The 25,779-nt window shown below is 56.2% G+C and carries 26 protein-coding genes; 12 read left to right on the forward strand and 14 right to left on the reverse strand.

The genetic code is table 11. The features are described from left to right. Window position 1 precedes the first annotated feature (1 nt). Both osmW and osmV read left to right on the forward strand, forming a co-directional pair. The gene (osmW, locus tag FA92_RS08445; protein WP_010244802.1) at window positions 2-649 is read left to right on the forward strand and encodes an osmoprotectant ABC transporter permease OsmW; all 648 of its coding nucleotides are present in this window, start codon (window positions 2-4) and stop codon (window positions 647-649) included. Then, on the forward strand, window positions 649-1,785 hold the full coding sequence (gene osmV, locus FA92_RS08450) for an osmoprotectant ABC transporter ATP-binding protein OsmV (protein ID WP_013357910.1): 1,137 nt from the start codon (window positions 649-651) through the stop codon (window positions 1,783-1,785). The genes osmW and osmV overlap by 1 nt, the downstream gene beginning before the upstream one ends. A gap of 540 nt (window positions 1,786-2,325) precedes the next feature. Here osmV and FA92_RS08460 read toward each other — a convergent pair. The 4 genes from FA92_RS08460 to FA92_RS08475 form a co-directional block, all read right to left on the reverse strand. After that, complete coding sequence (locus tag FA92_RS08460) at window positions 2,326-3,702, reverse strand: nucleobase:cation symporter-2 family protein (protein WP_033783148.1); 1,377 nt, start codon at window positions 3,700-3,702, stop codon at window positions 2,326-2,328. Between the two features lie 180 nt (window positions 3,703-3,882). After that, window positions 3,883-4,581, reverse strand: a complete 699-nt coding sequence (gene bioD, locus FA92_RS08465; RefSeq protein ID WP_033783150.1) for a dethiobiotin synthase — start codon at window positions 4,579-4,581, stop codon at window positions 3,883-3,885. 113 nt (window positions 4,582-4,694) lie between these two features. After that, window positions 4,695-5,912 (reverse strand): ROK family transcriptional regulator, encoded by a 1,218-nt coding sequence (locus FA92_RS08470; RefSeq protein ID WP_013357913.1) that lies wholly within the window; start codon window positions 5,910-5,912, stop codon window positions 4,695-4,697. Window positions 5,913-6,042: 130 nt separating this feature from the next. Continuing rightward, window positions 6,043-6,936, reverse strand: coding sequence for a LysR family transcriptional regulator (locus FA92_RS08475; RefSeq protein WP_013357914.1), 894 nt, complete (start codon window positions 6,934-6,936; stop codon window positions 6,043-6,045). A gap of 94 nt (window positions 6,937-7,030) precedes the next feature. Between FA92_RS08475 and FA92_RS08480 the strand changes: the two genes are divergently transcribed. From FA92_RS08480 to FA92_RS08490, 3 genes are all read left to right on the forward strand, one after another. After that, entirely contained in the window at window positions 7,031-8,281 is a 1,251-nt protein-coding gene (locus FA92_RS08480) for an MFS transporter (protein ID WP_033783152.1), read from the forward strand. Window positions 8,282-8,449: 168 nt separating this feature from the next. Next, window positions 8,450-8,710, forward strand: a complete 261-nt coding sequence (locus FA92_RS08485) for a hypothetical protein (protein WP_033732735.1) — start codon at window positions 8,450-8,452, stop codon at window positions 8,708-8,710. Window positions 8,711-8,996: 286 nt separating this feature from the next. Further along, a complete protein-coding gene (locus FA92_RS08490) occupies window positions 8,997-10,181 on the forward strand; it encodes a sugar transporter (RefSeq protein ID WP_013357917.1) in 1,185 nt (394 codons plus the stop codon). Window positions 10,182-10,259: 78 nt separating this feature from the next. On the opposite strand, the gene FA92_RS08495 is transcribed toward FA92_RS08490, so the two are convergent. Then, window positions 10,260-10,517 (reverse strand): YdgH/BhsA/McbA-like domain containing protein, encoded by a 258-nt coding sequence (locus tag FA92_RS08495; protein ID WP_013357918.1) that lies wholly within the window; start codon window positions 10,515-10,517, stop codon window positions 10,260-10,262. 37 nt (window positions 10,518-10,554) lie between these two features. Beyond that, window positions 10,555-10,812: a DUF1471 domain-containing protein gene (locus FA92_RS08500; protein WP_013357919.1), complete on the reverse strand. Its 258-nt coding sequence runs from the start codon at window positions 10,810-10,812 to the stop codon at window positions 10,555-10,557. A gap of 308 nt (window positions 10,813-11,120) precedes the next feature. Here FA92_RS08500 and FA92_RS08505 point away from each other — a divergent pair, with 308 nt between their 5' ends. Beyond that, window positions 11,121-11,771, forward strand: coding sequence for a TetR/AcrR family transcriptional regulator (locus FA92_RS08505; protein ID WP_033732736.1), 651 nt, complete (start codon window positions 11,121-11,123; stop codon window positions 11,769-11,771). A 33-nt stretch (window positions 11,772-11,804) separates the two neighbouring features. On the opposite strand, the gene rhaM is transcribed toward FA92_RS08505, so the two are convergent. Genes rhaM through rhaB form a run of 4 tightly spaced genes read right to left on the reverse strand, consistent with a single transcriptional unit; the run spans window position 11,805 to window position 15,683 of the window. Next, window positions 11,805-12,119, reverse strand: a complete 315-nt coding sequence (gene rhaM / locus FA92_RS08510; protein WP_033732737.1) for an L-rhamnose mutarotase — start codon at window positions 12,117-12,119, stop codon at window positions 11,805-11,807. Then, the gene (rhaD, locus tag FA92_RS08515; protein ID WP_033783155.1) at window positions 12,109-12,951 is read right to left on the reverse strand and encodes a rhamnulose-1-phosphate aldolase; all 843 of its coding nucleotides are present in this window, start codon (window positions 12,949-12,951) and stop codon (window positions 12,109-12,111) included. The genes rhaM and rhaD overlap by 11 nt, the downstream gene beginning before the upstream one ends. A gap of 10 nt (window positions 12,952-12,961) precedes the next feature. Then, window positions 12,962-14,218 (reverse strand): L-rhamnose isomerase, encoded by a 1,257-nt coding sequence (locus tag FA92_RS08520; protein WP_033783156.1) that lies wholly within the window; start codon window positions 14,216-14,218, stop codon window positions 12,962-12,964. Then, window positions 14,211-15,683 (reverse strand): rhamnulokinase, encoded by a 1,473-nt coding sequence (gene rhaB / locus FA92_RS08525; RefSeq protein ID WP_033783158.1) that lies wholly within the window; start codon window positions 15,681-15,683, stop codon window positions 14,211-14,213. The genes FA92_RS08520 and rhaB overlap by 8 nt, the downstream gene beginning before the upstream one ends. A 291-nt stretch (window positions 15,684-15,974) precedes the next feature. Here rhaB and rhaS point away from each other — a divergent pair, with 291 nt between their 5' ends. Then, entirely contained in the window at window positions 15,975-16,796 is an 822-nt protein-coding gene (gene rhaS / locus FA92_RS08530) for an HTH-type transcriptional activator RhaS (protein WP_033783160.1), read from the forward strand. An 11-nt stretch (window positions 16,797-16,807) separates the two neighbouring features. Further along, complete coding sequence (gene rhaR, locus FA92_RS08535) at window positions 16,808-17,674, forward strand: HTH-type transcriptional activator RhaR (protein WP_013357926.1); 867 nt, start codon at window positions 16,808-16,810, stop codon at window positions 17,672-17,674. Between the two features lie 286 nt (window positions 17,675-17,960). Here rhaR and rhaT read toward each other — a convergent pair whose 3' ends face one another. Further along, a complete protein-coding gene (gene rhaT, locus FA92_RS08540; protein ID WP_013357927.1) occupies window positions 17,961-18,995 on the reverse strand; it encodes an L-rhamnose/proton symporter RhaT in 1,035 nt (344 codons plus the stop codon). A gap of 358 nt (window positions 18,996-19,353) precedes the next feature. On the opposite strand from rhaT, the gene FA92_RS08545 reads away from it, so the two are divergent. After that, on the forward strand, window positions 19,354-19,677 hold the full coding sequence (locus FA92_RS08545) for a hypothetical protein (RefSeq protein ID WP_013357928.1): 324 nt from the start codon (window positions 19,354-19,356) through the stop codon (window positions 19,675-19,677). Window positions 19,678-19,720: 43 nt separating this feature from the next. Then, entirely contained in the window at window positions 19,721-19,819 is a 99-nt protein-coding gene (locus tag FA92_RS23260) for a YoaK family small membrane protein (protein ID WP_008925225.1), read from the forward strand. Between the two features lie 3 nt (window positions 19,820-19,822). Here FA92_RS23260 and FA92_RS08550 read toward each other — a convergent pair whose 3' ends face one another. Beyond that, window positions 19,823-20,089 (reverse strand): DksA/TraR family C4-type zinc finger protein, encoded by a 267-nt coding sequence (locus FA92_RS08550; protein WP_013357929.1) that lies wholly within the window; start codon window positions 20,087-20,089, stop codon window positions 19,823-19,825. A 196-nt stretch (window positions 20,090-20,285) separates the two neighbouring features. On the opposite strand from FA92_RS08550, the gene aldA reads away from it, so the two are divergent. After that, a complete protein-coding gene (gene aldA / locus FA92_RS08555) occupies window positions 20,286-21,722 on the forward strand; it encodes an aldehyde dehydrogenase (RefSeq protein WP_033783162.1) in 1,437 nt (478 codons plus the stop codon). Window positions 21,723-21,986: 264 nt separating this feature from the next. Here the strand turns inward: aldA and FA92_RS08560 are convergent, their stop codons facing one another. Together FA92_RS08560 and FA92_RS08565 are read right to left on the reverse strand one after the other, a co-directional pair. Next, window positions 21,987-23,255 (reverse strand): MFS transporter, encoded by a 1,269-nt coding sequence (locus tag FA92_RS08560; protein ID WP_013357932.1) that lies wholly within the window; start codon window positions 23,253-23,255, stop codon window positions 21,987-21,989. Then, on the reverse strand, window positions 23,252-24,673 hold the full coding sequence (locus FA92_RS08565; RefSeq protein WP_033783164.1) for a M20 family metallopeptidase: 1,422 nt from the start codon (window positions 24,671-24,673) through the stop codon (window positions 23,252-23,254). The genes FA92_RS08560 and FA92_RS08565 overlap by 4 nt, the downstream gene beginning before the upstream one ends. Window positions 24,674-24,813: 140 nt before the next feature. Between FA92_RS08565 and FA92_RS08570 the strand changes: the two genes are divergently transcribed. Then, a complete protein-coding gene (locus tag FA92_RS08570; RefSeq protein ID WP_033784587.1) occupies window positions 24,814-25,728 on the forward strand; it encodes a LysR family transcriptional regulator in 915 nt (304 codons plus the stop codon). Window positions 25,729-25,779: the final 51 nt, after the last annotated feature.

The raw sequence follows: 25,779 nt of genomic DNA on the forward strand, positions 1-25,779 counted from the left end.
TGTGGATACCCTTCACTACATCATGGATAACTGGAGCACCCTGCTCACCCTGAGCTGGCAGCACAGCTGGCTGGTGCTGGTTGCGGTCGGTCTGGCCATTGTGATTGGCGTGCCGCTGGGCATTCTGATCGTGCGCGTCAGATGGCTGGCTACACCGATTCTCGGTATTGCCACCGTAGTACTGACCATTCCGACTATTGCGCTGTTTGGTCTGATGATCCCGCTGTTTTCGCTGATCGGTCAGGGCATCGGCGCGCTGCCAGCGATTACCGCCGTGTTTCTCTACTCGCTGCTGCCGATTGTCCGCAACACGCATACCGCGCTGGAGAATCTGCCGGACGGTTTGCGTGAGGCCGGTCGCGGCATCGGCATGACCTTCTGGCAGCGTCTGCGCTGGGTTGAAATCCCGATGGCACTGCCGGTGATTTTCGGCGGCATCCGAACCGCCGTGGTGATGAACGTTGGCGTGATGGCGATTGCCGCCGTGATTGGCGCGGGCGGTCTGGGCCAGCTGCTGCTGGATGGTATCAGCGGCAGTGATATTCGTATGCTAATTGCCGGCGCATTGATGATTTGTCTGCTGGCTATTTTTCTTGACTGGCTGCTGCACCGTTTGCAGCAGGCGCTGACTCCAAAGGGGATTCGATAATGATTACGCTGGAAAACCTGACGAAAACCTTTACTCAGAAAAACGGCACCACCAATAAAGCCGTCGATAACGTCAGCCTGCATGTGCCAGCCGGTGAGATGTGCGTGCTGCTGGGTCCATCGGGCTGCGGTAAAACCACCACGCTGAAGATGATTAACCGCCTTATTCCGGCCACCAGTGGCCGGATCCTGATTAATGGCGAAGACACCAGTACGCAGGACACAACCACCCTGCGCCGCAACATTGGCTATGTGATCCAGCAGATTGGTCTGTTTCCCAACATGACCATCGAGGAGAACATTACCGTCGTGCCGCGCATGCTGGGCTGGAATAAGAAGCAGTGTCATGAGCGCGCTACAGAGTTAATGAGCATGGTTGCGCTGGACCCTAAAAAGTTCCTGCACCGCTATCCGCGTGAGATGTCCGGCGGTCAGCAGCAGCGTATCGGCGTGATTCGTGCGCTGGCCGCGGATCCACCGGTATTGCTGATGGATGAGCCGTTCGGTGCTGTCGACCCGATTAACCGTGAAGTGATTCAGAACGAGTTTCTCGATATGCAGCGTCAGCTTAAGAAAACCGTAATGCTGGTGAGCCACGACATTGATGAGGCGCTGAAGCTCGGCGATCGCATCGCGGTATTTGGTCAGGGTAAAATCGTGCAGTGCGCCAGCCCGGATGAGTTGCTGGCTACCCCGGCCAATGAGTTTGTCGGCTCGTTTGTCGGTCAGGACCGCACCCTTAAGCGCCTGTTACTGGTGCAGGCGGGCGACGTAACCGATCAGCAGCCGACCATTACTGTGCGCCGCTCGACGCCGCTGGAAGAAGCCTTTGGCACTATGGATGAGAACGATATGCGGTCGATTACCGTGGTCGATGAGGATGGCAAACCGCTGGGCTTCGTGAAGCGTCGTGAAGCACGTAACGTCAGCGGCCGCTGTGAAGAGAAGCTGCACACCTTTAAGGTCACGGGTAAAGCCGAAGAGAACCTGCGAGTGGTGTTGTCGAAACTCTACGAGCACAACACGGTCTGGATGCCGATTGTCGATGAAGAGGGTCGCTACAGCGGGGAAATTTCGCAGGATTATATCGCGGATTACCTCAGCTCGGGTCGAACCCGTCGTCGTCTGAATCCATAGTCCAGTCAGACGAAAGGGCCGCCATGGCCCTTTTAATCGCAGAGAAACCCTAATCTGGGTGAAACTGACAGCAATACAAAAGCTTAATGCGCAGGGAACTGGGTCATAAGAGAAAAGCGTCCCGCGGCATGGACAAAAACGCCGGGAGCGTTTTTGAACAACGCAACGCGTTGGCCCGGTTACGGGCGCACCTCATGGATGTGGTGCGTAATCGCGCGGGCCGAGCGTGCCAGGGATGGCGGCTTTTGCGGCTTTTGCGACTTTCCGCTCTGACCCTGTTCCCTGAGCAGGCTCGCTCTTAAAGCGAATCAGTTTACTGGCTGCATCGGACCATTCTTTCTGGTGTTTCAGGTAATGGCTCAGGGAGCATACGCCCTCCGCAAAGACGCAAAACCCGCCATCCCTGGCGGGCTCAGCGCGGACCATCCCTGGCCCGCGATGCTTTGCTACACGCGTATGCTTCCATCGCTTTAATTTCTGTGTTGTCTGTAAGAAATACATTGATCCTTCTGTGTTTCTAAACTTCCTGATTATCTGCTTTTAACTTCCAGTCAGCGTTTCCGCCTCAACCTCGTCCACCGCAGGTGCCTCATCTGGCAGCACCAGATTGAGCACAATCGCCAGAATGCCGCCGGTCGTCACCGCATGACCAAATAAATTGTTAATCAGCGGCGGGAACTGCTTCAGTACCTCCGGCACGGCTTCCACACCCAGTCCAATCCCGAATGAGATCGCGACAATCAGCATCTCGCGGCGGCCCAGCGGCGTCTGCGTCATCACCCGGATACCGGCAGCGACTACACTGCCAAACATCACCACTGTCGCCCCGCCCAGCACGGGCGGCGGGATCTGCTGCAACAGCGACCCGACATAGGGAAAGAGCCCCAGCAGCGCCAGCATAATCCCCAGCAGCATACCGACATAACGACTGGCAACGCCGGTCATCTGGATCACGCCATTGTTTTGCGCAAACGTGGTGTTAGGAAAGGCAGAAAAGACCGCGGCCAGCACGCAGCTCAGGCCGTCGGCAACAATGCCGCCCTGCAACCGCTGCTGAAAAGGTTTGCCGGTAATCGGCTGTTGTGAAATCAGGCAGTTAGCGGTGAGATCCCCGACCGCCTCAATCACCGCAATCACAGACACCAGCGCAATCGGCAGAAAAATGGTCCAGTCAAAGGCGAAACCAAACCGGAAGAAAGCAGGCAGCACCAGCCAGCTGCTCTCCGGCGCGGCCCTGAGTTGCAGATGACCAGTTAAGGCTGCTGCAATACATCCCACCGCAATGCCAGCCACCACCGCCACCAGTCGCGCCCAGCGGTTACGTGAGCGGTTCAGCGCCACAATCACCAGCAGCGTCAGTGCGCCCAGCGCCAGATTCCCCGGTGAGCCAAAATCTGTGGCGTTGTGGCCACCTGCCCAGTCAGTGATGCTGACTTTAATCAGGCTGATGCCTATCAGGGTAATGACCGTACCGGTCACCACCGGCGTCAGCACTTTGCGCAGCGTGCCAACGCAGCGACTAATCAGAACCGGGATTAGCGCCGCCACCAGATTGCAGCCAAACAGCATCGCCATAATCTCTTCCGGCGAGCCGCCACGCCCTTTTACCATCAGGCCACCGGAGAGAATCACGCCCAGAAATGCAAAACTGGTTCCCTGCAGACAGATCATACCCGCGCCAACGCCATAAAAACGTCGGGCCTGCATAAACGTGCCTAAACCGGAGACGAACAGCGACATGCTAATCAGATAAGGAATATAGGCCTGCAATCCCAGAACCGAGCCAATAATCAGCGGTGGTGTGATAATGCCCACCACGCTGGCCAGCAGATGTTGCAGCGCGGCGAAGAACGCCGGGACGGGGCCAATGCGGGCTTCAAGCCCATATAACAAACCTTTCTCGTGCGAGTGCGACATGGTGGTGCTCCGGCTCTGTGTGATAAGCGGAGTTAATGCATTTTCTGCGCCATGACGTCAGGGTTTCGCGACAGTCGATCCAGGTCTTTCAAATTTAAACAGAAATAGTTGCAGACAGTCCGGGATGAGTCTGAAACTTTAGGCTCACCCCGGACCCAGTTGATTTGTTTTGTTTCATAATCAGGCGATCTTTGCACTCACAGCGTGCAAAGCATCCTTTTCCAGCAGTGAAATATCGACCCAGGACGTGAGATCGCGCTGTTCAGCGCGTGGCAGATAAGGCAGTTCGCCCAGCAGTGGCGCAGCAATTTTTTCCTGCAGCACTTCAATAATGTCGCTGTATTGTGCCAGTCCCGGATTGATGCGGTTCGCAACCCAGCCGACCAGTGGCAGTCCATCCCGCGCTATCGCCTCTGCCGTCAGCAGAGCATGACTGATACAACCCGACTGGATGCCGACCACCAGCACCACCGGAAGCTGCTGCTCAACGACCCAGCAGGAGAGCGGACGTCCGTCATTCATCAGGCTGCGCCAGCCGCCTGTGCCCTCAACTACCACGCGATCGGCCTGCTGCGTCAGGCTGGTTAATCCCCGGGTCAGCAATCCGTAATCGATAACCTGCCCCGGATGGGTGCAGATCTCCTCTTCCTGGAAAGCCAGCGGATTGATCGCCAGATAGGGTAAGTCGATAGATGACGAACTTTGCAGAACCTGTGCATCTTTATTACGCAGGCCATCAGCGGTTTTAAGGGCACAGCGCGCGACGGGCTTGTAGCCCACAGCACTCTGTCCGGTCTGGATAAAACTTTGTAACAGCGCGCGGGACACCACCGTTTTGCCCACTGCGGTGTCGGTGCCGGTAACAAATAATCTGTTCACACAACTTCTCCTCTCGAACCGTTGCGGTTAATCGGTGATTAACCTTGCTGCGAAACGGCATTTTAAGGAATGATGGATGAGAATGGATTGCGTTAGCGCAAGTTCAGGTCTGCTTAACCTTGCAACAGTTTCACTAACAGGTGCCCGTTGTAGAGTGCGTCTTTGATCAACGCGGCACCGCCCAGCGTTCCAGGCTCGCTGAATTCAGTGGGTGCCAGCTGAATGCCGGCGCTGTAGGCAGGCAGTGACTGCTGCAGAATAGTGTTGCTTACCGCGGGAAACAGCACATCAGCGGCGGCATTGAGAGGAGAACCGATAAGAATATGTTGTGGATTGAAGATATTAACCATCATTGCCAGGATCCGCCCAACGTGATGCCCGACGCTGGCAATGGTGTCACGCGCCAGACGATCGCCCGACTGCGCGGCCGCACACAGTGACTGAAGCGTCAGCGGCTGGTTATTGAGCAGGCTGTCAGGCTGGGCAGGCAGTCGCTGCGCCGCCAGCGCGAGTAAACTGCCAGTGCTGGCTACCGTCTCCAGACAACCATGATTCCCGCAGTAACACTGCTGGCCATAAGGGTCGATCTGAGTATGGCCAATCTCGACCAGCGCCCGACCGCTCTTATGCAGCAGCTGACCGCCACTGATGACGCCAGCTCCCACAGTTTCATCAATCACAATCTGAATCACATCCTGGGCACCGCGCGAAGCACCAAACAGCGACTCCGCCAGCGTCCAGGCTGAAATGTCATGCTGTACAAACACCGGCAAGCCGGTTCGCGCCGCCAGCGCATCGCCCAGCGGCATATCGCGTACCTGATAACCCGGCAGCCGATGCACCACGCCTGACGCAGCGTTGATCAACCCCGGCAGCGTAATGGCGATGGCCGTGAGACGTTCCAGCTTCTTCTGATGACGAATAAAGAAAGCATCGACCTGTTCAATCAGCGAGGTCAGTAAGGGCTGAGCAGATTCATCGGGCAGCGGGAGACGCTCTTCCGCCAGCTCACGGCTGCTGAGATCGCGCAGCGTAAAGGTCATGGCACCGCGATGCAGACGAATCGCCAGATAGTGCCAGGCGTCGGTATCCAGTATCAGGCCAATCGCCGGACGGCCACGGCTGCCGGGATCCTGAAACTCGGTCTCCTGCACCAGATGCGCATCCAGCATCTCACGCACAATTTTGGTTATGCTGGCCGGAGCAAGCTGAGCACGGCGGGAAAGTTCGATACGCGAAATGGGACCGTAACGGTCAATTAATCGATATACGACACCTGCATTGGTCTGCTTGATCTGGTCAATGTGGCCAGGTTGACTGTCCGGATTCACAACCCTGCTCCCGGTTATTTTCGCGCTTCTAAATAAACATGCGCCATGGTGAGGCAGATCAGGCGACAGCGTCAAATATTTGATTAGAAATGTGATTTATCGCACAGATTGATGCTGTGTCGCGCTCGCTTCAGACCCGGTTTTCCCGCAGCAACGTCATCATATTCTCCATCTGTGCATTTATTTCGCGTCCGGCTGACCAGACCAGCCAGAGTTCTGAAATCGCATCCTCTTCCGTTAACGGCAGCCAGACCAGATCGGCCAGCCGCGCCCGGCGAAAAGAGGCGGGCAGAATGGAAACGCCTAAACCGGTTGCCACCAGCCCCAGGATGGTCATCGCTTCACCGACTTCCTGAGTAATGTAAGGCTTGATGTGGTAGCGGTGCAGCAGTGCCAGAATGTCGCTATAGAGCGCGGTTCCGCCCTGAGGATCGAAAAAGACAAAGGGTTCAGCCGCCAGCGCCGTCACAGAGATCTTTTCAGCCTCAGCCAGCGGATGCGCCTTGTGGACCACGGCATAGAGCGGCTCGCTCAGCAGCAGCTGATGACGCAGGTCGGCGGGCAGCGGCGTGTTGCGCATCACGCCGAGGTCGAGCCGTCCGTCATGTAACGGGGCCAGCTGCTGGCGGGTATTAATCTCCTGCATCTGAATATGCACCTGTGGCCAGCGCTGTCGGAACCGGAAGAGCGCATCAGAAACGACAGCGGTAAAGGGTGCCGACGAGGTAAAGCCGATACGCAGCTCTCCCTCTTCACCACGATGCAGCCGGGCAGCACGATCGGCGGCCTGCTCAACCTGCAGGATTATCGTGCGGGCATCACTCAGCAGTTGCTGTCCGGCAGCGGTAAGCTGCACGCTGCGGTTGGTGCGATTGAACAGCCTTGCGCCGGTCTCCGCTTCCAGCTGAATAATCTGCTGACTGAGCGGCGGCTGGGAAATATTCAGACGCCGGGCCGCCCGCCCGAAATGGAGCTCTTCCGCCACCGCAATGAAGTAGCGCAAATGACGCAGTTCGATATTCATATTTTAAACGTCTTATTTGAGATTATTAATATATTAGACAGCATAATACCGCTTTCCTAAGCTGACGACAGGTTTCTGACTATGAGGAAGATGTGTGAGTCGCTCAATACAGGCAACAGTGGATGAGAAAGCGGTGACTGAACCGCAGGCGTCCGTTGCCGCAGCTGGTTATATCCGGCGGGGAACACCCGCTTTTATGCGCGTCACGCTGGCGCTTTTCTCTGCCGGGCTGGCGACGTTTGCCCTGCTCTACTGTGTGCAGCCGATTCTGCCGGTGCTGTCACAGCAGTTTGGTATTTCTCCGGCGACCAGCAGTCTTTCGCTCTCTATCTCTACCGGCCTGATGGCGCTGGGTCTGCTGGTGACCGGGCCGCTCTCTGATGCCATCGGGCGAAAATCGGTGATGGTGACCGCTCTGATGCTGGCGGCCATCTGCACGCTGATCTCCGCCACCATGACCAGCTGGCACGGCATTCTGATTATGCGGGCGCTGATGGGACTGTCGCTCAGCGGTGTTGCGGCGGTCGGTATGACCTATCTGAGCGAGGAGATGGATGCGCGGGTCGTCGCCTTTTCGATGGGGTTATATATCAGCGGTAACTCCATTGGCGGGATGAGCGGGCGTCTGTTAAGCGGTGTCCTGACCGACCTCTTCTCCTGGCGCATCGCCGTGGCGGTGATTGGCTGTTTTTCGCTGGCTTCAGCACTGATGTTCTGGAAAATCCTGCCTGCATCGCGTCATTTCCGCCCTATTACGCTGCGCCCGCGCAATCTGCTGATTAACTTCCGGCTGCACTGGCGCGATCCGGGCCTGCCCTGGCTGTTTGCCGAAGGTTTTCTGCTGATGGGTGCCTTTGTCACCCTGTTTAACTATATCGGCTACCGTTTACTGGATGCGCCCTGGCATCTCAGCCAGGCCGTGGTGGGTCTGTTGTCGGTGGTCTATCTCACCGGCTCCTGGAGTTCACCTAAAGCGGGTGCGCTGACCAGTCGCCTGGGACGCGGGCCGGTGATGCTGGGCGCGACAGCCATCATGCTGCTGGGTCTGCTGGTCACTGCCTTCGACTCGCTCTGGCTGATTCTGCCCGGAATGATGCTGTTCACCGCCGGCTTTTTTGCCGCCCATGCGGTCGCCAGCGGCTGGATTGGTCCCCGTGCACGCCGGGCGCGTGGGCAGGCTTCGTCGCTCTATCTGTTCAGCTACTATGTGGGTTCCAGCGTGGCGGGCACGCTGGGCGGTCTGTTCTGGCATAATTTCGGCTGGAGTGGAATCACGCTGTTTATCAGCGTCCTGTTAATCCTGGCGCTGCTGGTTGCCTGGCGTCTGCATAGTAAAAGACTCTGACTGATTTTTCTCATGCCAGGCCCCGACCTCTCCGGCGGGTCTGGCAGCTTGTCACGCTGAACATTCCCTTCAGATCCATAACAAACAAAACGTGCTTTTCCCGCTATAATCCTTTTTATTGTAATAATTCATCTGCTTTGCCTTTTAACACGGCAACAAGGAACGCCTGTGGCTCTCTACTATTACGTTAATAAACAATCGGGATATAACGATAATCATGTTGTTCATGCCGCGGGCTGCCCCCATCTTCCCGACATGGATAACCGACTGTTTCTGGGCAGTTTTTATCATGTGAACGCCGCTATTCTGCAGGCAAAAAAATATTATGCGGGCGCCATCGGCTGCGAAAACTGCTGTCCGCTTAATCACAGCGACCCGCAGGCCAGTCAGCTCAGCGTGGCCCTGAAACATACTCCACCATCGCGTTAATCGACTGGACAGTACGGAGGTAAAACGCTTTCCGCTGTGCTGTTCAATTACATTCTGCCTGAGGGCAAACCCCTGCTCTGAATGATGTCTGCACCGCTTCGCCCTCGATAACCTCAGGCTATCGCCCTGTCACAGGGCGATAATAAAAAATCAGCAATAAAAGGCATTTATAAGGTTTCGCTTCCCGCTTTATTCACTACAATAGTCAGTAATTTGTGACGCAGGTCACTTTCACTGGATGTTTCTGCCACATCCGATTTCGCTGTACTGACTGACTTGACTCCTCATGCAACCAACAACTGTTTCACGTAAAACTGCCTGGCTACGCGTGGTATTGCTGGCCATCGCCGCATTTGTCTTCAATACCACCGAGTTCGTGCCGGTTGGCCTGTTATCTGATATTGCTGCTGACTTTTCAATGCAGACGGCTGATGTCGGGATCATGCTGACCATCTACGCCTGGGTCGTCGCGCTGCTTTCACTGCCGCTGATGCTGCTGACCCGCAATATTGAGCGACGGCTGCTGCTGGGCGTGCTGTTCCTGATATTTATCGTCAGCCACGTGCTTTCAACCGTCGCCTGGGATTTCCGGTCGCTGATGGTGTCGCGCGTCGGCATCGCTCTGTCTCATGCGGTGTTCTGGTCGATCACCGCCTCGCTGGCGATTCGTGTTGCCCCGGCGGGTAAGAAAACCCAGGCGCTGAGTATGCTGGCGACCGGTACCGCGCTGGCGATGGTGCTGGGCGTGCCGATTGGCCGCGTGGTGGGACAGTATCTTGGCTGGCGCACCACTTTCGGCGCGATTGGTCTGTCGGCACTGGTGCTGATGATCATGCTGGTGCGTATTCTGCCGCGCCTGCCAAGTGAGCATACCGGCTCGCTGAGCAGTGTGCCGATGCTGTTTCGCCGTCCGGCGCTGGTCAGCATGTATCTGCTGGTGACGCTGGTGGTGACCGCGCATTACACCGCCTACAGCTATATAGAGCCATTTATGCAGACCGTCGCCCACTCCAGCGGCAATTTCACAACCCTGCTGCTGCTGCTGTTTGGTTCAGCGGGCATTGTCGGCAGCCTGCTCTTCAGTACGCTGGGTAACAAATTTCCTTCCGCCCTGCTGATTGCCGCCATTGCGCTGATCACCCTTTGCATGGGCCTGCTGATCTTTGCCGCCGTTCGCCCTGCCGCTATCTCCACGCTGTGCGTTGTCTGGGGAGTGGCAATGATGATGATTGGGCTGGGTATGCAGGTGCGGGTGCTCTCGCTGGCACCGGATGCCACGGATGTCGCGATGTCCCTGATGTCCGGTATCTACAATATCGGTATTGGCGCGGGCGCGCTGCTGGGCAATCAGGTCAGTCTCCATCTGAGCATGGCGGAAGTGGGGAATGTCGGCGGGATGATTGGTCTGGTGGCGTTGCTGTGGTGTGTTTATATTTTCCGACGCTATCCGCAGTTACGCAGCAACGGATAATCAGCGCCGTACCAAATAAAAAAGGCTTCAGATAAGTGGGTTTATCTGAAGCCTGTTTATGATTATTTATAGCGCCGGTTACTTATAAAGAATGGCTGTGCCATGCAGGTTGTTGCTGCCAGAGGTCGAAGTGATGCGGAAAGACTTTGCGCCGACATCGCTGGCCTTCTCTGACAATTGCTGCTCCAGCGAGGTCAGATTCGTACTGCCCGTTGCGCTGATGACACCGATTTTTTGCTGATCCAACGGGGTGCTGCTCACCTGTTGGGCCGCCACGCTGGCAAAGGAGAGGCCACTTAGCACCGCCGCCGCCACCATCATATTGATACGTTTCATAACGAACCCCTTCTCACATTATCTGATGAACTGCCTGTTACTGATAGATCACAGCCGTGCCGTGCAGTTTGTTCTGACCGCTGGTTGAAGTGATGCGGAATGATTTCGCACCGGCTTCATCCGCTTTGGCACTCAGCTGTGCTTCAACAGAACTCAGGTTGGTGCCACCCAGTACTGAGATGGTGCCAACGGGCTGCTGATTAGCCGGTTCGCTGGTGACGAGATCAGCGGCAGATGCGCCAAAAGCAAGGGTAGTAAGTGCCAGTGCTGCCAGGGTGGTTTTGATGGTTTTCATAATATTCTCTCTGTCCGGTATTTGAATTCGGTGTGTCTGAATTGGGTTGTCGCTATTTAGTTAACGACTGTTAAATAAATGATAGACCCCGTTCTGGTTCGTCGTCAATATTTATTTAATGAGCGTTATTTTATTCGCGAAGTGGCGTGATTATGGGCTTTAGCCTCTTTTATGACTTAACCATAGGGGCGGTAAAAATGCGCTGGCGCACAAAATGACAACGCTTTCGGCTGACATTTTCAGTGGGCCTTGCACATTTTTATAATGATCGGTAATTTAATAGGATGTTTCACTGTGTGTGAGGGTGTATGAGTCAGGTTCAGGATTGCGATGTAAAGAAATGCCGCGGCCGTCCCAAAGTTTTCGATCGCGAAGCTGCACTCGATAAAGCTCTGACCCTGTTCTGGACACACGGTTACGAAGGAACCTCTCTCGCCGATCTGGTCGCCGCCACTGGCGCAAAAGCGCCAACCCTTTATGCAGAGTTTGTGAATAAAGAGGGATTGTTTCGCGCAGCGATGGAGCGTTATGTAGAGAAGTTCAGCGCATGGCGTGAAGCAGCATTAGGCGATGATCAGTTACCGGTGGATCGGGCCATTGAGGCCTATTTCCGCTCTACTGCGGCCTGTTTTACCGAACGCGACTCTCCCGGCGGATGCTTCTTTATCTGTACCTCAACTGCCCTGTCGGCGGCTTCGGCAGAGATTGCCGCCATGCTGCAACAGCAGCATCAGTCGCAGGAGCATGTACTGAGTGATTTTCTGCTGGCGCGCCAGCAGCGTGGCGAACTGAGTCCGGCAGTGAATATTCCGGCGCTGTCACGTTATCTGGGTTGTATGTTGCAGGGTATGTCGGTGCGGGCCCGTGAAGGCGCAGAGCGTGACGATCTTGAGGGTATTATTGATACGCTGATGGCCATGTGGCCAACGCTGACCGGCTTGTGTCAGGCCAGGGGCTAGAAAACAGGGCGGCATTGCCGCCCTTTTCGTCATCTAGTTCAGGAAAAACACCGGTTTTAATGGCTGACTGACAGGACTGTTATCTGCATTAGACGGCATGAGATCTTTCATTGACGCCCACCAGCGCTGACACACCTCCGTTTCTGCCACCGCTTCCCAGCGTGCTTCAGATTCAATCTCAACGCTGGCGAACAGCAGATTCCGCTCTGCGTCCAGCCAGATGGCATAGTTGTGCGCACCGTGTGCCTTCAGCGTCTCAGCCAGTTCAGGCCAGATTGGGGAGTGACGACGTTCATACTCTGCATGACAGTCGGCATTCACCTGCATCACAAAAGCTTTACGCAGCATTGGCTGGGCCCACATCCAGCGCCGGTTGCCATGGCTTGACGCCAAAGCGTTTACCCAGCGCGATCAGCTGTTCGGTGGTGATGCTCTGGCGAATACCGCCCATCGATAGCACTTTGACGATTACTTCTGACGATTTTTCCGCCGTATCAATCAGACCAAAGGTTTCATCGAGTGTCGGGCCTGTGCCAAAGACGCCGTGGAATGGCCACATCACCAGGGTGTGTGACTGCATCTGTCCGGCAGTCGCCGTGCCGATTTCATCGGTGCCAGGAACCATCCATGGCAGCACACCCACGCCATCCGGGAAGACCACCAGACATTCGGTACTGCCTTCCCACAGCAAACGGGTAAAGCGGGCAGAGTCCATCTCAACCACGTAGCTCAGAGCCATAAAGTTGGTCGCATGACAGTGCATAATCACCCGATCTGCGCCTTTGCTGACGGCTTTACGTACCGCATGAGACTGAAAGTGTGATGCCAGCTCAGAGGTCGGCAAACCGCCATTCGACAGGCCCCAGTGAATTTTATAGGAAAGTCCCTTGTCATCGACCTGCAGCAGCGCCAGACAATCCGCCGGATCGAGCTGGACGTTACGCATGAATTTTCCTGATCCGGTCACCAGAAACCAGTCGTTTGCCAGCGCTGGCGCAGGCTGGGTCAGCTCAATGCAGCGCGGTTCCTTATAGAAATCGGCGGCAAAGGGTTTCACCTCCTCCTCCAGCAGACGGAGGCTGACGTTACCGCCGTTACGTTCGTCCCAGCCCTTCAGCCACATGTCGCTGGTCGCTTTGACCATTCCCTTAACAAACCCGGAAGAAAGAATGCTTTGCATAGTGAAATCCTTAACGTTGGCTCAAGATCTGTTGTTCATAATGACGGACATCGCCTAACCAGCTGGCATCAGCCGGGACGTCATGGCGCAGGCACCACGCTTCCCAGACCGCCTGCCATGGCAGTGATTTTTGCTCTTCCAGCAGGGTAAGCCGCTCGGTGTAATCGCCGCTGTTTTCTGCCTGGCGTAAACGGTCGGTTGGCTCCAGCAAGGCACGCAGCAGCGCTTTTTTGGTGTTACGGGTGCCGATAACCCAGGCGGCAATCCGGTTTATTGAGGCGTCGAAGAAGTCGAGGCCAATGTGCACTTTGTCGAACAGCTGATGACGGACGATCTCACTGGCGATAGCCTGGGTTTCATCATCCAGCAGCACAACATGGTCGCTGTCCCAGCGCACCGGACGGCTGACGTGCAGCAGCAGGCGCGGCACATAGAGCATGGCGGCGGAAATCTTGTCGGAGATTACTTCGGTTGGATGGAAATGCCCTGCATCCAGGCATAGCGCCGTCTGGCGACTGGCGGCATAGCCGAGATAAAACTCGTTAGAGCCTACGGTGTAGCTCTCAGCGCCAATGCCAAACAGCTTGCTCTCAACCGCATCAATATGATGCTGCGGGTTGATTTTTTCTGAGATGATTTCATCCAGCGCACTCATCAGGCGCTCACGCGGGGCCAGCCGATCCACGGTGATATCTTTCATACCGTCCGGCACCCAGATATTCATCACTGAGGGGGTGCCAAGCTGCTCACCAAATGAGGCAGAGATGCGGCGACTCGCTTTGCAGTGGTCGATCCAGAACTGACGGACGGTTTTATCACTGTGCGACAGCGTAAAGCCGTCAGCGCTTTTTGGATGCGAGAAGCAGCTTGGGTTAAAATCGAGGCCCAGCTTATTCTCTTTGGCCCAGGCGACCCAGTTGGCGAAATGGGCAGGTTCAATGGCATCCCGGTCCACCGGCTTGTCGCTTTCAAGATAGATAGCGTGCAGGTTCAGACGTTTCGCGCCAGGAATCAGCGACATAGCCTTGTCGATATCACTGCGTAGTTCACTGGCATTCTGTGCCCGTCCCGGGTAGTTGCCGGTCGCCTGAATGCCGCCGGTCAGTGCGCCCTGCGGGTTCTCGAATCCCCGGACATCATCACCCTGCCAGCAGTGCATGGAGACCGGAATGCGGTCCAGCTGGCGCATGGCCTGTTCAACATCAACCCCATTATCAGCGTAGCGTTGTTTAGCCAGTTCAAAAGCCTGTTCAATCTGCTTAGTCATAAGCGGGTTCCTTAGCGGGTTGACTCAGCGTCGCGAAGCGTGCCTGACTGGCACTGAAGACGCTGTGTGTTTGCGGTTCGAATTTTTCGAGTGGGAAGTTGTTAATGACGCTGCAGCGGAAATCAGCCACATCGGTCAGTTCGCCCAGGGCAATCAGCTGGCAACCAACGTTACCCAGCGTGGAGGCTTCAATCGGGCCTGCCAGTACCGGGATCTGGCAGGCATCGGCGCAGAGCTGATTAAGAAAGCGGTTCTGGCTGCCGCCGCCCACCACGTGCAACTGGCAGAAAGGCTTGCCACGCAGTTGAGCCAGCTCCTGAATGACTTCACGGTAGAGCAGCGCCAGGCTGTCAAATATGCAGCGAGCCAGCGCAGCGGCAGATTGGGGCACCGGCATGCCCTGCTCTGCGCAGGCGTTCTGAATCTCATTAACCATGCTGTCCGGATTGATAAAGCGCGCATCATTGGGACTGATGAGTGAAACACAGGCGGGCTGACGGGCTGTCTCTTCAATCAGCATGCTGAGATCGTCAATCTGCAGTTCGCTGCAGATACGCTGCAACAGCCACAGCCCCATGATGTTTTTCAGTACGCGATACCCCTCTGCGCCGCCTTCGTTAGTGATGTTGGCGCGCAGTGCCGTATCGCAGGCATAGGGCTGCAGACTTTCGAAGCCCATCAGCGACCAGGTTCCTGAACTGAGATAAGCGGCGTCGTCCTGCATCAGCGGCGTTGCAAGAACTGCGCTGGCAGTGTCGTGAGTGGCGACGGCAATCACCGGAACCGCCGTGCCTGCGCGATTGATCCAGTGACCGACGGTATTGCCGGGTGCCTGCGGCTGACCGAACCACCGCGCGTCAACGCCCGCCCAGGCGAGCAAATCGCGATCCCACTCACCGCTGTGAATATTGAGCATTTGCGTGGTGGTCGCGTTGGTGTATTCCCAGTTGAGATTACCGGTCAGGCGATAATGCAGGTAGTCAGGTATCATCAGCGCATGCGCCACGCGGGCCTGCCAGTCGGGCTGCTGCTGATGCAGAGCGCGCATCTGGTAGAGTGTATTGAACGGCAGAAACTGAATGCCGGTTCGGGCATAAATGGCGCTGCGGCTCAGCTCATGCTGCGCCTGCTCCATCAGGCCGTGCGTGCGCGCATCACGATAGCTGACCGCTTCACCCACCTGCTCACCCTCTGCATCCAGCAACACCATATCAACACCCCAGGTGTCGATGCCGATACTGTCAGGGACAACGCCTTCATCATCTAACTGAGCCAGCCCGGCGCGTATCTCCTGCTCCAGCATAACCAGATCCCAGCAGTCATAACCGGCACGACGCTGGCGCTTATTTTTAAAGCGCCGGACCTCACGCAGTGCCAGCTGGCGCTGCGCGGCATCCCAGCTGGCGAGCATGACCCGTCCGCTGGATGCGCCGAGATCGATAGCAACAATGTTTCTCCTGGTCATGGCGACTTTTCCCTGTGATTAAGTGGTCACAGAGTAAAAATCTTGCCTGGTTGTCACCTTCCCCAGAATGCCAACAGGCGTAAGTGGCTGGCAGATGGGCAAAGAACTTCGTGAGGGAGATCACAGAGATGGCAGCAGAGGCGATGTGACCCCTGCCGCAAATCTGTTAACTGCCGGGGATTTCTTGAAAAATCAGCATGATTCCTGCTGAGTCCAGCTGAAAATTCAAGGTAAGGTAACGGCGTCCTGATTAGACTGCGTTACGGTTTTGTTAAGCAGCGAGAGACGACGATGACCATATTGCACAGTGCAGATTTTTTTCCCGAAGGCGATTACGCGATAGCGATTGAACCCCGCATACCGCAGGCAGCTTTTCCGGAACATCATCATGATTTTCATGAAATTGTACTGGTGGAGCAAGGCTCCGGCATTCATGTGTTTAATGGTCAGCCGCAGACGCTGTGTGCAGGCTGTGTCTGCTTTGTGCGCGATCACGATCGTCATCTCTATGAGCAGACCGAAAATCTTTGCCTGACAAATGTGCTTTATCGCAGTCCCGGCGCGTTTCGCTTTCTCTCCGGGCTGCAGGCCTTGTTGCCCTGCGATCAGGACGGGCAATACACCTCTCACTGGCGTATCAATCACAAAGTGATGGCGCAGGCGCTGAGTGTGACAGCGAAGATGCAGCAGGATGATACCTGGTCGCTGGAGAAACAGGCGCACCAGGAACAGCTCTTTTTGCAGCTGCTGGTGTTGCTGCGGGAAGCCTGTATTGACGGGCAGAGTCAGGATCAGGAAGCACGGTTGCATCGCCTGCTCGACTGGCTTAGCGACCATTACAGTGACGAGATTGTCTGGGAGGAACTGGCTGATCGCTTCTCCCTGTCACTGCGAACCCTGCATCGGCAGATGAAGCAGCAAACCGGCAGTACGCCGCAGCGCTATCTGAACCGTTTGCGGCTGTTACAGGCTCGTCATCTGCTGCGTCACAGTGATATGCGAATTACCGATATCGCCTTCCAGTGTGGATTTGGTGACAGTAACCATTTCTCAACCCTGTTCAGGCGCGAATTTGGCTGCGCACCGCGAGCGGAGCGCCAGCAGATGTTGTAAAGGAGCAACGTATGGCATTGATACTCAGTCGGGATGACTATTTTCCCGCTACCAGTTTACCGGTGGCGGTTGCCGAAAGGATGCCCCAACCCTCCTTTCCGCCCCATCAACACGAGTTCAGTGAAATCGTGATTGTCTGGCGCGGTAACGGCCTGCATGTCCTCAACGATCGTCCCTGGCTGATAACCTGCGGCGATGTTTTTTATATCCGCGACAGTGACTGCCATAGCTACGATAGCGTCAACAATCTGGTGCTGGATAATATCCTCTACTGCCGTGACCGCTTTGGCCTTGGCCTTGACTGGAATCAGCTGCTGCCTCAACAGGGACCGGACACGCCCGGCTGCTGGCGTCTGACCACGCGCGGCATGTCCCTGGCCCGTGGCGTTATCAGCCAGCTGGAGCGTGAAAGCCGCAAAAGCGATCCGCTGTCAGTACAGCTCTCTGAGGCACTGTTTTTACAGCTGGCATTGATTCTGCGCCGCCATGGCTACGCCGCCGATCGTCCCTGGGCATTGCCGGAGGGTGAACAGCTCGATCTGCTGATGTCAGCCTTACAGGGTGCCCTAGCACGTCCCTTTGATCTGGCGGCGTTTTGTCAGCAGAATCAGCTCAGCGAGCGGGCGCTGCGGCAGCTTTTTCGTCAGCAGACCGGGATGACCATTGGTCATTACCTGCGCCAGTTGCAGCTCTGCCAGGCAAAATATCTGCTGCGCACCCAGGATTGCCTGATTAGTGAGGTCGCCGCCCGTTGTGGCTTTGATGACAGTAACTATTTCTCGGTGGTCTTCGCCCGTGATACCGGTTTAACGCCCAGCGCCTGGCGTCAGCGATTTATTGCGCCACGGCAGGTTTCGAAAAGTACCGAGCCTGACTAAAAAGGGCCTGTGTTGGAGGCCCATTCAACACCCTTCCGGCAAGCAATTTAGCGCACTGAAATTCCCCCAATGAATTATTAGCAGCAATGATTATGCTAAAAAACGCAGGGAACACGGCCAGAAGAGGAAAGCGTCCCGCGACAGGACGTCGCGGGCCGAGCAGGCCATGGATGGCGGCTTTTGCGTCTTTCCGATCTGACCGTGTTCCCTGAGCGGGCACGATCTGACCGCCATTCTGCTAACTCTAAGGGCCTTCTTTATAAAGACACTGTCTTTGTATTCGCATTCAGGCCGCCATACCCAGCCCGACGATGTTTGCGGCAATGATGATCACCACACAGCCGATCGATAACACGCTCACCGGGCGACGCCCTGCTGACTTCCACTCTTTCATCAGCAGACCTACCAGCCCACCACACAGGACGTAAAGGCTCATGTGCAGCATCCAGCTGACATAGTCATACTGCGCCGGGATGCGGGCATGGCCCCAGGCGTAAAAGAAGAATTGCAGATACCACATGGTGCCGCCGAGCACCGCAAAAGCGGTATTGGCAATCAGCAGCGACTTTCCGACAGAGAAATCTTTACGTACCGACAGCTCAGGCCGGGTGGCCAGCCGCCAGAAACAGAAGGCCAGATTCACCAGTGCCCCGCCGCCCATGATGATGACGTAGCTGGGTAAAGCCACATAGAGCGGATCGATGCCCAGATGAGCGGCGGCCTGATGCATCGGTTTCGCCGCGTCCATCGCAAAGGACATACCCGCTGAGAAAATGCCGCACATCACCGCGAGCAGCAGTCCTTTTCTGAGGTTAAACTCTTCGGCGTTTATCCCCAGCGCCCGCTCCTTCAATAGCCCGGCACGCGTCACTATCCCAACACCAATCAGCGCTACCACCACGCCCAGCAGGGTTAACCGGCCCCCTGCCGAAGCAAACAGTTCGCCAAAACGGCCCTGCAAGAGTGGCGTCATCAGCGTGCCAACCACCAGGGTAATGCCAATCGCGATACCGATCCCCATCGACATGCCGAGGTAACGCATGGTCAGGCCGTAGTTAATATTGCCTATGCCCCACATCGCGCCAAAGAGGAAAACCGGCGTCAGTTGCGACAGCGTAAAACTGCTGTAATAGGCCCTGAAGTCTGGCAATAAAATGGCACTGACCGCCCACGGCAGGATAAGCCACGACATCATGCCGCCGATTGACCACATGGTTTCCCATGACCATCTTTTCACCTGTTTAAAAGGCGCGTAAAAACATGCGGCGCTGGCAGCACCGACAAAATGCCAGAAGATACCTGCAATAATGGCGCTGTTCATTGTTATTTCCCGGTTAGGTTGAGGCCTGTCGGAAACCTGTCAGCTTCCGTTCAGCAGGCAGTCTACGTTTTGCAGGAATCCCTCAGCCTTTGGATAAATGCCGGAAGCCGCAGCGGAGTGGCAATATTTACCCGTTATTAACGTTAAGGATCACAATTTCACAGTTGTCAGATAACCGGACAATGAATAAGGTAAGTATCTTATTATTCTGACTTTTTTATCGTTTTGCTGTGTGGCGCAGCACACTTTTAAACTGACTGCCATTTAAACTGGTATGGTGGCAAAAGGGCAAAGAAGCCTTCTTTACCGCAGAGAAGGTCGTATAAACTGGGGCAAATTGATGGGATCAGGGATTGGAATGACAACGAAGTGGTTAACACTGTTTCTTTCGCAGTCAGTCAGCCGGGTGATGCTGGATGATCTCCGGGCGATACTACCTGCAGATGCGATAAAGGTGTTTGTGAATGGTCTGGATGAAACACACTATGCCACCATTGAGTGTGTGCAGGCGGAGCAACATTGCGCCCTGATCGCCTCGGCGATTGTGGTGTGGCGTCAGCTCGGCCATGTGCACCATATTATTTATAAAAAAGGCGAGGTGCTGCGTGAGGAGAACGAGGCAACGCAGTTCCAGCTTTTCACCCTGCTGAAAACCCACCGCGCAGTCCTCCAGATCTCATGATAAGATCGCGCTCCCTGAAATCGCTGTTTGCAGCAGGTTGAATATGAGAATTGGAATTCTGTTTCCGATCGCCATCATCGTAGCGGGCGTGGGCTTTCTGGCGTGGTTTATTGGCAGCGGCCTGGCGATGCCAGGCTCCTGAGCGTTAGCGCAGCTGACTGTCTTTACTGCCACGACGGTTATATAAGCTGCTGGTCTGCTGCTGTTTATCAATTTTTTCCTGACACGCCACGCAGTAATGCACCCCTTTAAGTGCCTGACGGCGCGCTTCAGGAATCGGTTCGCCGCAGAGTTCACATTCGGTGGCGCTTTCGCCCTGCCCGAGCGATTGTCTGACCCGCTCAATCCCGTCGTTAACGGTGCTATCAATCTGTTCCTGTACTGCGCCGTCTCCTGCCCATCCGCTTGCCATTATTTAACCCCTTTTTCACGATTTCGCTCCTTTAAATCTACAACAGATTGACGTTTTTGCCGCAGAACTCACCGATATCTGTGATTGGCTGCCAGCCGGACGCGCAAACTGGCAATAAGCTAAAGGTCACGCTTAGCGATCTGTTTCACCCTGCTATCACATTACTGCAACGTATCGATAGCGGAGAGCCAAACGAATGACAACACATCATCAACATTACATTAATGGCGAGTTTGTCGCCCATCAGGGTGACCAGTGGATTGAAGTCATTAATCCGGCCACTGAAGCGTTGCTGTCACGCATTCCGGAGGGCAGCCGTCAGGATGCCAGCCTTGCGATCAATGCCGCCGAAGCTGCTCAGCCAGCGTGGGAAGCGTTGCCTGCGGTTGAACGCGGTGTCTGGCTGCACAAAATCGCCAGCGCCATCCGCGACCGCGAGCCTGAACTGACGGCGACCATCGTGGCGGAAGGCGGAAAAACCCAGGGCCTGGCGAAGACCGAAGTGCTGTTCACCGCCGACTACCTCGATTACATGGCGGAGTGGGCACGGCGTTATGAAGGCGAGATCATCAACAGCGACCGGCCCAACGAAAACATCTTCCTGTTTAAAAAAGCGATTGGCGTCACCACCGGGATTTTACCGTGGAACTTTCCCTTTTTCCTGATCGCCCGCAAAGCGGCGCCTGCCCTGATCACCGGCAACACGATTGTGATTAAACCCAGCGAGCTGACGCCAAACAATGCCGCACTGTTTGCCGGGATTATCCAGACGCTGGGTCTGCCAGCTGGCGTCATTAACATTGTCTATGGTCTGGGACCGGAAGTGGGACAGGAACTGGCGGCCAATCCAAAGGTCGGGCTGGTGAGTCTGACGGGCAGCGTCGGCGCAGGTATCGCCACCATGGAAGCCGCGGCTAAAAATGTGACCAAAGTGTCGCTGGAACTGGGCGGCAAAGCGCCCGCCATCGTGATGGAGGATGCCGACCTCGATCTGGCGGTGCGATCCATTATCAGCTCACGCGTGATCAACAGCGGCCAGGTTTGTAACTGCGTGGAGCGCGTCTATGTGCAGGAAGGCATTTATGATCGGGTTATCAGCGCACTGACTACCGCGTTTCAGCAGGTGACGTTTGGCGATCCCGCCGAACGCAGTGATATCGACATGGGACCGCTGATTAATGCCGCCGCCCGGGATCGGGTCGAGCAGAAAGTGGCCGATGCCGTTGCTGCAGGTGCAAAATTAATTCTGGGCGGCAGGCGCGCCGGAGAGAGAGGCTTCTTCTTCCAGCCTACGCTGCTGACCGATGTGCGTCAGAATATGGCGATTATGCAGGAGGAGATTTTTGGCCCTGTGCTGCCGGTGATGACCTTTAAAACGCTGGATGAGGTGATTACCCTGGCTAACGATTGCGAGTATGGACTGACTTCCTCAATTTATACCCGGAATCTCAATACCACGATGATCGCGCTGCGCAAACTGAAGTTTGGCGAAACCTATGTGAACCGTGAGAACTTTGAAGCGATGCAGGGCTTTCACGCCGGATGGCGCAAGTCGGGTGTCGGCGGGGCCGATGGAAAACATGGTCTGGAGGAGTATCTGCAGACCCATGTTGCCTATCTGCAGTTCAGTTAAAAGCAGGTCGGTTTAACGGCCCGTTGAGATTGATAACGCAGGCTGGTTCGTTTCGTGGTTGAGATCGCGCCTGCGCAGGAAACGGGGTCAGATCGGAAAGTCGCAAAATCCGCCATCCATGGCATGCTCGTCCCGCGTCGTCCCTGACGCGGGACGCTTTCCTTCTCTGACCCCGTCCCCTGCACTTTGAGCTTTTTTATTGCTGCCAGAGCCTGATGTGACTATGCCAGCTGCCTGAAAAGGCCAATCAACGGGCCTGATTTGCTATGCCACCCGCTTACTGCAACGCAGCAGCGCGATACCGCTCAGCACTGCCACTGCCATCAGGTAGTAGCCTGGTGCCAGACTGCTGCCGGTGGCGGCAATCAGCATGCTGCAAATCAGCGGGGCAAACCCGCCGAATACTGTTACGGCCACGTTGTAACTGATCGCCATCCCGCTGGCACGGGTAGTCGCCGGGAAGAGATCCGCCATTACCGACGGCACCGTCGAGAAGTAGATCGACTTCAGCAGCGCCATCCAGGCCACCAGCAGGATCAGCGTGGTGGGCGTGGTGTGATCGACCATCCATTTAAACGCGGGATAGATAGTGACCACCAGCAACAGCAGCGATCCCCACATCAGCGGCAACCGCCCAATCCGCTCCGCCCACAATCCCATGATGGGCGTCACCACCGTCAGGATGATCCCCGCTATCAGCGTAGCGGTGAAGGCGACCGATCCCGGCAGGTGCAGCGTTTTAGTGGCGTAGGTCGGGATGTAGTTGAGCATGTAGTTGACCGCGGTCGAAATTACCATCACGCCAATCGCCAGCGTGATCAGCGCTTTCTGCCGCCCGAACAGGGTTTTCAGCGGTGCGGCTTCCTTTTCCTGCGAGGCAAAGCTGGCGGGTTCCTGCACATGACGGCGGATGTAGATCCCCAGCGGCCCAATCAGCAAGCCGAAAGCAAACGGGATGCGCCAGCCCCACGCCTGAATCTCACTTTCGCTCAGCCACTGTGTCAGCCCCAGTCCGAAAGCCGATGCCATCAGCGTACTGGCACCCTGGGTGGCGAACTGCCAGCTGGCGATGAACGCTTTGCGCTCGGGAAAATGCTCCACCAGAAAGGCGGTCGAACTGCCAAATTCACCGCCGGCAGAAAAGCCCTGTATCAGCCGCGCCAGAATAATCAGCAGCGGCGCAGCCAGACCGATAGCGGCGTAACCCGGCATAAACGTAATGATCGCCCCGCCCAGCATCATCAGATTAATCGACAGCAGCAGCGCCTTTTTGCGGCCATACCGGTCGGCATAGTTGCCCAGGACGATGGCTCCCAGCGGGCGGATTAGAAAAGAGATACCGAAGCTGCCAAAGGTCAGCAGCAGTGACACCGACGGATCGCTGACCGGAAAGAAAACGTGGGCGATGTAGCTGGCGAAAAAGCCATAAACCGCGATGTCGAACCACTCCAGCGCGTTACCGATGCAAGTGGCGAACAGCGTTTTATGCAGGCTCGGTTTTACCTGCGGGGCACTTTGCGCGATGCTGCTCATTGTTCACCTCTCCGCCACTGATGGTGGCGCGTCATCAGCTGTTCGCCCTCTTCGCCCAGTTGCCAGAACAGCCGGGTCATAATCGCCAGGCCTTCGCGTGCAATCGAGGTGAGCATATGTTCGTTAACGCCATGCTGGCCGCAGGCGGGATAAGAATGTGGCACCCATAGCGTCGGCAGGCCCAGGATATCGGCGAAGACCTCATTGGGCAGTGAACCGCCGAGATTAGGCAGCAGCGCCGGTTTTTTGCCGCTGCTGCGGGCCAGCGTATCCAGCGCCCAGTCCACCAGCGGATCCTGCGGATCAAGCCGCGTCGCCGGTGAGCCGCGCAGAAACTCCACGCTGACGTTATCGAAGCCGTGCTGATGCAGGTGACGTTCGACATGCTCCACCAGATTTTCCCAGTCGGTGCCGACCACAAAACGCAGCTGACACACCGCCGTAGCGCTGCCCGGAATGGCGTTCATGGGTCGTGTCGGATTACCGGTTTCAAAGGCCAGCACCTCCAGGGTGTTCCAGCCGTAAAGGCGTTCGGCAGGCGTCAGGCCAGGCTCGCCCCAGCCGTCTGCAAGTGCGGGATCGCCTGGCATGCCGCCCACATCAATATCACTGAGGATGGCGCGCACGGCGTCGGTCAGGGAGTCTGGTTTCAGCGCGGCAACTTGTAATACGCCCTGCGCATTCACCAGGCAGGCGATCGCACTGGCCAGTTGAGTACCAGGGTTGCTCAGCAGTCCGCCCCAGTTACCGGAGTGGTAGGCGTTGTCACGCGCCTGAATAGTCAGACGAAAGTTCGCCGCACCACGTGAACCCAGAAACAGTGTTGGCCGCAGCGCATTAAGGCGTGGGCCATCCGAGGCGATAAAAAGATCGGCCTTTAACAGCGCCTGCTGTTGCTGGCAGATCTCAGCCAGCCCTGGCGAGCTGATCTCTTCGCCCATTTCGAACAGGATTTTGCAGTTGAAGCCCAGCACGCCGCCGCGTGCTTGCCAAACCTGCTCTAGCGCCGCGAGATTCACGCAGTGCTGGCCTTTGTTATCCGCGCTGCCTCGTCCATACAGGCGATCCCCTTCGGCTGTGAGTTGCCACGGCGATAATCCTTCGCACCAGTTTTCATCGTCACCAAACACTACATCGCCGTGGCCATAGCAGAGCAGCGTGGGTTTAGACGGATCTTCGATACGGGTGGCGATCAGAAACGGCGGGCTGCCGGGCTGCGGATTGTCAAACGGGTGTAGCGTGAATCCCATCGCCGCCAGCTGCGGACCAATTTCCTGCTGCAGATAGTGGTCCAGCTCTGTGCGTCTGCTGGCGTGCTGGCTTTCGGTCACACAGGCGACGCGCCGTGCCAGCAGTTGCTGAAACTCACCGCTATCGAAATAATGCATCGCCTGGTCAACTGCCTGTTGCTCTGTCATGTTTGCCCTGTCTGTTATTTTTATCGTGCTTTATCTTTGACAAACTTCTCCCTTTGCCACAATTATCAATTTATCGAGTGGCCTTTGCTTTTAAAGCAACGCATTGCTGCCCTTTTATGATGCGTTTTGTTGGAGTGACCATGTTAAGCAGCGAAATCCGTTATTTCCTGGCGGTCGTTGAGAGCGGTTCGCTGAGTGCCGCCAGTGAGAAACTGTTTGTGGCGGTGTCGGCGATCAGCCGTCAGATTCAGCGGCTGGAAGCGCAGGTTGGTGTGCCGCTGTTTGAACGGCATGCACGCGGCATGGTGCTGAATGAGGCGGGAGAAATTTTTGCGCATCACGTGCGTAAAAGTCAGCTTGATATGGAATATGCGCTGGCGGAGATTAAGGGCCTGAAAGCGGTACGCCGCAGCCTGATCCGTATCGCCTGCACGGATGGCATGGCGTTCAGTCTGCTGCCTGGCCTGTTGGCGGCGTTTCGTCTGGCGAACCCCGGCGCACTGTTTGCGATTAACGTGACGCACTCGCAGGGCGTGGCGGCATGCGTCAGGGCGGGTGAATGCGATGTGGCGCTGCAGTTCAGTCTGCAACCTGAGCGCAGCGTTGAGGTGCTCGGCTCGTGGCCTGCCCCGGTTCTACTGGCGATGCATCAGTCACATCCGCTGGCGTCACGTGAGGTAACACTGGGCGATTTGCACCGCTGGCCGCTGGCGCTGCCGGGCCATCACACGACCGTGCGGCAGCTGTTTGATCTCTCCTGTCAGATGAATGACTGCGTGGTTGAACCGGTATTGACCTGCGACTATTTCGCCACGCTCTATCACTTTTTGCTGCACACGCCACAGGCGGTGACCATCTGCAGCGCATTTACTCTTTTGTTTGAGCGCGAGTCCCAGAATCTGGTGTTGCGATCGCTGGGGGTAGATCAACTGAGTCAGCGGACGTTGCAGCTTCAGACGGTGTCGGGTCGTCAGCGCAACGCAGCACTGACGTTGTTTCTGGCGTTTTTGCAGCAGCGGCTGACGGAGATGGATCAGCAGGTGAGGATGAGATAAGGGTTACCGGATTTTGGGTAAACTGCACAGGCCCAATACGTATGGGCCTGT

Source organism: Pantoea sp. 9140, from assembly GCF_000745295.1.
GTDB classification, from domain to species: Bacteria; Pseudomonadota; Gammaproteobacteria; order Enterobacterales; family Enterobacteriaceae; genus Pantoea; species Pantoea vagans.

Coding starts and splice junctions, on each gene's coding strand:
- rhaM (WP_033732737.1), bottom strand. CDS start 12,119: ATGCTGCGTAAAGCTTTTGTGATGCAGGTGAATGCCGACTGTCATGCA.
- rhaB (WP_033783158.1), bottom strand. CDS start 15,683: ATGACCAGGAGAAACATTGTTGCTATCGATCTCGGCGCATCCAGCGGA.
- FA92_RS08475 (WP_013357914.1), bottom strand. CDS start 6,936: ATGAATATCGAACTGCGTCATTTGCGCTACTTCATTGCGGTGGCGGAA.
- FA92_RS08565 (WP_033783164.1), bottom strand. CDS start 24,673: ATGACAGAGCAACAGGCAGTTGACCAGGCGATGCATTATTTCGATAGC.
- rhaR (WP_013357926.1), top strand. CDS start 16,808: ATGGCATTGATACTCAGTCGGGATGACTATTTTCCCGCTACCAGTTTA.
- FA92_RS08560 (WP_013357932.1), bottom strand. CDS start 23,255: ATGAGCAGCATCGCGCAAAGTGCCCCGCAGGTAAAACCGAGCCTGCAT.
- aldA (WP_033783162.1), top strand. CDS start 20,286: ATGACAACACATCATCAACATTACATTAATGGCGAGTTTGTCGCCCAT.
- FA92_RS08545 (WP_013357928.1), top strand. CDS start 19,354: ATGACAACGAAGTGGTTAACACTGTTTCTTTCGCAGTCAGTCAGCCGG.
- FA92_RS08495 (WP_013357918.1), bottom strand. CDS start 10,517: ATGAAACGTATCAATATGATGGTGGCGGCGGCGGTGCTAAGTGGCCTC.
- FA92_RS23260 (WP_008925225.1), top strand. CDS start 19,721: ATGAGAATTGGAATTCTGTTTCCGATCGCCATCATCGTAGCGGGCGTG.
- rhaD (WP_033783155.1), bottom strand. CDS start 12,951: ATGCAAAGCATTCTTTCTTCCGGGTTTGTTAAGGGAATGGTCAAAGCG.
- FA92_RS08505 (WP_033732736.1), top strand. CDS start 11,121: ATGAGTCAGGTTCAGGATTGCGATGTAAAGAAATGCCGCGGCCGTCCC.
- FA92_RS08520 (WP_033783156.1), bottom strand. CDS start 14,218: ATGACTAAGCAGATTGAACAGGCTTTTGAACTGGCTAAACAACGCTAC.
- FA92_RS08570 (WP_033784587.1), top strand. CDS start 24,814: ATGTTAAGCAGCGAAATCCGTTATTTCCTGGCGGTCGTTGAGAGCGGT.
- FA92_RS08460 (WP_033783148.1), bottom strand. CDS start 3,702: ATGTCGCACTCGCACGAGAAAGGTTTGTTATATGGGCTTGAAGCCCGC.
- FA92_RS08490 (WP_013357917.1), top strand. CDS start 8,997: ATGCAACCAACAACTGTTTCACGTAAAACTGCCTGGCTACGCGTGGTA.
- rhaS (WP_033783160.1), top strand. CDS start 15,975: ATGACCATATTGCACAGTGCAGATTTTTTTCCCGAAGGCGATTACGCG.
- rhaT (WP_013357927.1), bottom strand. CDS start 18,995: ATGAACAGCGCCATTATTGCAGGTATCTTCTGGCATTTTGTCGGTGCT.
- FA92_RS08550 (WP_013357929.1), bottom strand. CDS start 20,089: ATGGCAAGCGGATGGGCAGGAGACGGCGCAGTACAGGAACAGATTGAT.
- osmV (WP_013357910.1), top strand. CDS start 649: ATGATTACGCTGGAAAACCTGACGAAAACCTTTACTCAGAAAAACGGC.
- FA92_RS08500 (WP_013357919.1), bottom strand. CDS start 10,812: ATGAAAACCATCAAAACCACCCTGGCAGCACTGGCACTTACTACCCTT.